The following is a 7,178-nucleotide window of genomic DNA, read 5'->3' as shown; positions in this document are numbered from 1 at the left end:
TAGCAACCTTGAGCGAGTCTTCCGCATTCATGACCACTTTGTCCAAAATAATATCTTTCGTTAAATAGTTGGTTACGAGGTAAATAACAGCTAGCGGTATGACAAAACAAATCAATGCTGACCAAACTAATTTCATCCGTAATGAATCTTGTCGAATTAACACAAGTGCAGGCCTCATATCTGAATAGAATAGGGACAGAAATTGATGCTCTTTCTGTCCCAAAACATTGTAAGCCCTTTAATACGAAAGATCAATTTCAATAAAACTCGTCATTAATTTCCGTTATTCTTAACAACCTCTGCGATATTTTTATCAATGTTCGCAATTGTTGTATCCACGTCTTGTTTGCCTAAGATATACAATTCCGCTTCTGGAATAACTGTATTTTTCGCTTCATCTGCATATTTGGCAGGTACTGGCGCATTTCCTGGAACCGTAGTGCTCATCGTATATTTCAATGACTCTACATCGATTTTTGAAGGATCTTTTGCAGCCGCCACAATGGTATCGATAAGCTTGCTGGAATCAGACTTCGCCCAGCCGGAGAATACACGGCCGCTGACAGCAAGACCTTCAGAGGTATACCATCTTACAAAGGTATAAGCTGCTTCTTTGTTTTTCGATTTCGCTGCTACTCCCATATAAGTCGGTTGTACTGGAGAATAGTGTTTGCTTTCGCCATCCAATTTCGGAAGCGGTGCGAATGCAGTTACGAAATTAGCTGGAATGGCATCCGTACCTCCGGATTCAGCTACCATCCAGTCACCCATCGGCAGCATTGCAGCTAGACCGTTGAAATATTGGTTGCGGTAAGCAAGCTTTTGCGAAATAATATCCTCGTACATATTAGCGCTCTTGTCTTCGTACATCATTTTTTTCATCATTTCCAAGTTTGCTTTAAGCACAGGATCCGTCGCATTGGAAGTGCCATCCGCTTTCAGGAATGTATTTTCCGAAGGCTTGCTCATCATTTGCAATTGGAAGTAATCCGGCCAGTTATGCAAATAAGCTCCATAACGTTTCGTTGTTCCTTCGCCCTTCGTTAGTTTTTGCGCATATTCCATAAACTCTTTCCAAGTCCAGTCCGTTGGAACGGGCAATCCAGCCTCGTCGAGCATTTCTTTATTTAAAAGCACGAACCAACGCTGCATGGAGGATGGCAGAGCGTAAATTTTATCGTTTACCTTCGTGTCTACCAGGTACTCGTCTTCGTATTTATAGCCATCCTTTTCGATATAGCTATCCAAAGGCTCCAGCAATCCAATATCGGCGCGCTGTGAATAGTTCGTGTAAGGCAATTCGATAATATCAAGCTGATCATTGGATGCAGCCATTAGATCCAGCTTTTGCATGGAAGCAATGGAATCACCTTTTTCATTTAAGAGGTCAAGTTCTACCTTAATATTCGGATGTTTTTCTTCAAAAGCCGAAATAACTTCCGTCCACTTCGCCTTGCCGTCCGTTTGCCACGTGCTTAGCTTCAGTGTTACTTGCTCTGCTGCTGGCTCTTTTGGAGCATTAGTCGCGTTTGTCGCGCCGCCAGCATTTGAATTTCCACCATTATTGCCTCCGGAACAAGCCGATGCGAATACTGCTAACCCCAATAACATCATCGATAATCTCTTTTTCATCGTAACCCTCCTAATATTTATAACACGACTAGTTATGAAAACGTCTACAAACAAATCCTACCACGTTCATTTCTGATTCGAAGTTCCCATATTTTACTGAAGAGAAACTATTTTGACTTTGTTACCCTTTTACACCGCCAAGAGAAATGCCTTCGATAACCTGTTTTTGACCAATCGCAAAAATAATAAGCAAAGGAACGATCGCTGATACAGCGCCAGCCATCATAAGGGAATAAATATCACCATATTGGTCTCCAAAAAGCCTAATGCCCAGCTGAATCGTAAATAAATCCTTAGACTTCAAAAAGATAAGCGGATACTGGTAATCATTCCATGTCCATATAAATCGCAGAATCGCGTAGGTCGCTAGACCCGGACGAATGAGCGGCAGCGCAATTTGAAAAAAGGAACGGAAATGGCCTGCACCATCCATGCGCGCTGATTCCATATATTCATTATTTACGCCCATAAAAAATTGTCTGAGCATAAACGCTCCAATAATACTAAAGCTGTTAATAAGAATAAGACCAATATGCGTATCGATGAGGTTCAACCAGTTAAACAATAAAAATTGCGGTACCAACGAAGCTTGTGGAGGCACCATATATAAGGCAAGAACAAGAAGGAACATCGTATCTCTGCCTCGGAAACGCAGTTTTGAGAAGCCGAACGCTGCCAGTGCACATACGAATACATTGATCACGGTTGTCGTTAAAGTAATGTATATGGAGTTCGTGTAATACCGGAGAAACCCTCCTGTCCACACTTGTTTGTAATTTTCGATCAGATGCCACTTCGTTGGAATCCATTCAATTGGAAAGTTGAATACATCAGCTTCCGGTTTGAATGAGGTGGTCAGCATCCACAAGAATGGGAGCAGCGACATCATGCCGAAGGCTGCCATAATAATTGTCCATACAATTTTGGACACATTCACATTTTTCATTGCCAATTCCTCCTTCCTGAATTAATAGTTCACCCATTTTTTTTGTGCGAGCATTTGCAAGCCCGTAATAGCTAGGCAAATGACAAAAAGTACGAGAGCCATACTCGATGCGTAGCCTGTTTTCAATTGATTAAATGCCGTGTCATATAATTCATATACGATAACGGTCGTTGAGTTAGCGGGACCGCCCTGTGTTAACACTTGAATCAAATCGAAAATTTTGAAAGTGCCAATAATACCAGTTACGAGCAGGAAGAACGTAGTTGGCGATATGCAAGGCACCGTAATTTTACGGAATTTAGTCCATGTATTCGCGCCGTCAATGTCAGCTGCTTCATAAAGATCTTTCGGTATGCCCTGCAAGCCAGCTATGAAAATAATAATGTTATAACCGAGCAGAATCCAAATTTGAATCATCATCAACGATGGCATCGCATAGTCGATATCGGCCAGCCACTTCGGTGGATTCTCGAATCCGATCGATATTAAGAAATTGTTTACCGGTCCATACGAAGGATGGAAGAGCACCTGCCATACCATAGCTACAGCCACAACACTTGAAATGTACGGTAAAAAGTAAACGACTTTAAACATATCCTTCAAGTACACATGCTTATCAATAATGATCGACAGCACCAATGCCAGTACGATCGTAATGGGCACCGTAATAATGAAGATGAGATTGTTTACTAAACTTTTCATAAAAACAGAGTCATTAAACAGCCGTTCAAAATTATCAAAACCTACAAATTTTATTGCATCAATTCCCGCAACAAAATTCCAACTCGTAAAGCTAAGCAGCAGTGACCCTAATACAGGAATCAATGTAAGTACAACGAGTCCGATCATTAAAGGAGCAACGAATAAATAGCCTGCAATTTGCTCCCTTGCTCCCATACTGAGCTGGACTAACGTTTTTTTCTGTCTCATGAAGCTCCTCCTTCAAACTTTGTTTATATGCTTCATTTTAGAAAAAAAACGGGAGGCTCATAAGAATTAGATCTTTGTATTTTGGAACATATTTTACTTTTTATCTGTTCACACGTTTTTTGAGCAGAATTACTTTTGTTTATTCTTAATCGTTGTTTCATTTTATTTAGGTTGAAAATATGCAAAAAAAAGAGGGAGCAAACTGAGTGAATACTCAGCTTGCTCCCTCTTTTCACTTCATTATTCGGCTGCCGCAGCAACCTTTAGATTCTCTTTATGACGCGCTGTTGTACGTTCGCGATCACGCTCAAGAATTGGTTTTAAATATTTACCCGTATACGATTGCTCAACTTTAATAACCTGTTCCGGCGTGCCTGTTGCCACAATCATACCGCCGCCATTGCCGCCTTCTGGACCTAGATCTATCAAATAATCCGCCGTCTTAATGACGTCCAAGTTATGCTCAATTACGAGCACGGATTCACCTGAATCAACCAAGCGGTGAAGCACGGTCAACAATCTGTCGATGTCATGCACGTGCAAGCCCGTTGTTGGTTCATCCAAAATGTAAAGCGTCTTGCCCGTGGAACGACGATAAAGCTCAGCAGCCAGCTTAACGCGCTGCGCTTCACCACCTGATAATGTGGTAGCTGGTTGACCCAGCTTCATATAACCAAGACCTACATCAAGCAGCGTCTGGACTTTCCGATGAATACGAGGAATGTTCTCAAAGAATGAGCAGCCATCCTCAATGGTCATTTCCAGCACTTCCGCAATATTTTTACCTTTGTATTTCACTTCCAGCGTCTCCCGATTATATCGTTTACCTTTGCAAATCTCACAAGGCACATAGACATCAGGAAGGAAGTGCATCTCAATCTTAATGATTCCATCTCCGCGACAGGCTTCGCAGCGTCCGCCCTTCACATTGAAGCTGAATCTTCCCTTCTTGTAGCCGCGTACTTTCGATTCCGTCGTACTCGCATACAAATCACGGATATCATCAAATACTCCGGTATACGTAGCTGGATTAGATCTTGGCGTTCGGCCGATTGGCGATTGGTCAATATCGATGACCTTCTCCAAATGCTCGATGCCTCGCATTTCCTTGTACTGTCCAGGACGCGTCTTCGCTTTGTTCAAATCACGCGCTAACGTTTTGTACAAAATTTCATTAACGAAGGTCGACTTCCCAGAACCCGAAACACCGGTTACCGCTGAGAATACACCAAGTGGAATCTTCACATTTACATTTCTTAAATTGTTCTCCTTCGCGCCACGAACCTCTAACCATTTGTCGCTCGTCTTGCGGCGCTCGGAAGGCACTTCAATAAACTTGCGTCCACTCAAATATTGGCCCGTCAATGAGTTTTCATTCGCCATCACTTCCTCAGGCGTTCCTTCTGCAATGACCATGCCTCCGTGTATACCCGCTCCAGGCCCGATGTCGATAATATAATCGGCTGCCAGCATCGTATCCTCGTCATGCTCAACGACGATGAGCGTATTTCCAAGGTTGCGCATATGCTCAAGCGTCTCAATCAAGCGATCATTATCTCTTTGGTGCAGCCCAATGCTTGGCTCGTCCAATATATAAAGGACGCCCATAAGGCTTGATCCAATTTGCGTTGCCAATCGAATACGCTGTGCTTCTCCGCCCGACAGTGTACCCGCTGCGCGGCTTAATGACAAATACTCTAATCCTACATTTACAAGGAAACCTAGTCGGCTGTTGATCTCTTTCAAGATCAAGTTTGCGATTGCTATTTCCTTCTGAGACAGTTTTAACGAATCAAAATACCGCTGTGCATCTCCAATAGATAAGGAGGTGACTTGGGAAATGTGCTGCGCGTTGATCGTAACCGCTAATGTTTCCTTGCGAAGACGTTGTCCCTTACAGCCTGCACATGGCTTAGCACTCATATAGTTCTCAATATGCTCGCGCATCATATCCGATGCGGTGTCTCTATAACGCCGCTCAAGGTTATGAACGATGCCTTCGAATGGAACATAGGCCTCTTTGCGATGACCAAAATCGTTCTCATATAGGAAACGAACACGCTCTCCGCCTGTTCCATATAATATCTTCTTCATCTGCTCCGGCTCAAGCTCGGATACCGGAACATCCTGYGGTATGCCATAATGCACGCAAACCGCACTTAGAAACTGCGGATAATAATTTGACGTACTGCCCGCCCAAGCAAGGAAAGCAGCATCCGCAATCGACTTGCTCATATCAGGTACGAGCAAATCTGGATCAACGATCATTTTCATGCCTAAACCATCACAATCCGGGCATGCCCCGTAAGGACTATTGAACGAGAACATGCGCGGCTCCAGCTCTTCGATACTAAAACCGCATTCTGGACAAGCCAGATTTGAGCTGAATAGAAGCTCCTCCTGATCGATGATATCAACGAGCACCCGGCCCTCAGATATTTTCAGCGCAGTTTCGATTGAATCGGCAAGCCTCGTTTGAATATCTGATTTCACGACGATACGATCGACAACCACTTCGATGCTGTGCTTTTTATTTTTTTCTAGCTCAATCTTCTCGCTGAGCTCTCGCAATTCGCCATTCACGCGTACACGTACAAAACCTTGCTTCTGAATGTCTGCGAGCAGCTTGGTATGCTCCCCTTTGCGGCCTGAAATAAGCGGAGCCAAAATTTGCAGCTTCGTCTTCTCTGGGTATTCCATAATCCGATCGACCATTTGCTCAACGGTCTGCGACGTTATTTCGATCCCATGCTCTGGACAATGCGGCTTGCCGATACGGGCAAATAAGAGCCGCAAATAATCATAAATTTCAGTAACCGTTCCGACCGTAGAACGCGGATTGCGGCTTGTCGTCTTCTGATCAATAGATATAGCTGGTGATAGCCCATCAATAGAATCAACATCCGGCTTTTCCATTTGCCCAAGAAATTGGCGTGCATAAGCGGATAATGATTCAACGTAACGACGCTGTCCCTCTGCATAGATGGTATCGAATGCAAGGGAAGATTTACCGGAGCCGCTTAACCCCGTCAGTACCACAAATTTGTCGCGCGGTATCGTGACGTCAATGTTTTTTAAATTATGGGCGCGAGCGCCCTTCACAACTATTTTATCGCTAGCCAATCGTTTCTCCTCCTACTTCTTAGCCCATCTCGGCACGCAGTTCAAGCAGCGCATCCCGCAGTTCTGCTGCACGTTCGAACTGCAAGTTTTTTGCTGCGTCTTTCATTTCCGCTTCCAGCCTTTGAACAAGCGCCAGACGGTCTTTCTTGGTCATTTTGTCCACGCCGGCACCGGTTAAGTAGTCGGCTTTCTGCTCGGCTACCTTCGTCGCTTCTATTACATCGTGAACCTTTTTCTTGATCGTTTGCGGCGTAACGCCGTGTTTCTCGTTGTATGCCAGCTGAATGGTACGACGGCGCTCTGTTTCTTTGATCGCGCGATCCATAGAATCGGTAATCTTATCGCCGTACATGATAACGCGCCCTTCACTGTTTCTCGCCGCACGTCCAATCGTTTGAATGAGCGCGCGATCCGAGCGAAGAAACCCTTCTTTGTCCGCATCGAGAATCGTAACGAGCGATACCTCAGGCAAATCGAGGCCCTCTCGAAGCAGGTTGATTCCAATGAGCACGTGGAAAACGCCGAGCCTTAGGTCACGCAGTATGGC

5 protein-coding genes are annotated in these 7,178 nt (G+C 44.3%); all 5 read right to left on the bottom strand.

Annotated elements, in window-relative coordinates; translation table 11 throughout:
- Nucleotides 1-273: 273 nt before the first annotated feature.
- Nucleotides 274-1,632, bottom strand: coding sequence for an ABC transporter substrate-binding protein (locus AC1DSE_RS26510; RefSeq protein WP_076266158.1), 1,359 nt, complete (start codon nt 1,630-1,632; stop codon nt 274-276).
- A 121-nt stretch (nt 1,633-1,753) separates the two neighbouring features.
- A complete protein-coding gene (locus AC1DSE_RS26505) occupies nt 1,754-2,578 on the bottom strand; it encodes a carbohydrate ABC transporter permease (RefSeq protein ID WP_339205323.1) in 825 nt (274 codons plus the stop codon).
- Nucleotides 2,579-2,599: 21 nt separating this feature from the next.
- Nucleotides 2,600-3,508: a carbohydrate ABC transporter permease gene (locus tag AC1DSE_RS26500; RefSeq protein ID WP_076266160.1), complete on the bottom strand. Its 909-nt coding sequence runs from the start codon at nt 3,506-3,508 to the stop codon at nt 2,600-2,602.
- Between the two features lie 240 nt (nt 3,509-3,748).
- Entirely contained in the window at nt 3,749-6,631 is a 2,883-nt protein-coding gene (gene uvrA, locus AC1DSE_RS26495) for an excinuclease ABC subunit UvrA (protein WP_339205325.1), read from the bottom strand.
- 19 nt (nt 6,632-6,650) lie between these two features.
- On the bottom strand, nt 6,651-7,178 hold a 528-nt coding region (locus tag AC1DSE_RS26490; RefSeq protein ID WP_477528447.1), incomplete at its 5' end, for a helicase-related protein.

This window comes from Paenibacillus sp. 01L418 (assembly GCF_056400045.1).
This window is presented reverse-complemented; position numbering and strand designations above follow the sequence as displayed.

Excerpts from the sequence above, each read along its gene's own strand:
- AC1DSE_RS26510 (WP_076266158.1), bottom strand. The coding sequence starts at position 1,632 with ATGAAAAAGAGATTATCGATGATGTTATTGGGGTTAGCAGTATTCGCA.
- AC1DSE_RS26505 (WP_339205323.1), bottom strand. The coding sequence starts at position 2,578 with ATGAAAAATGTGAATGTGTCCAAAATTGTATGGACAATTATTATGGCA.
- AC1DSE_RS26500 (WP_076266160.1), bottom strand. The coding sequence starts at position 3,508 with ATGAGACAGAAAAAAACGTTAGTCCAGCTCAGTATGGGAGCAAGGGAG.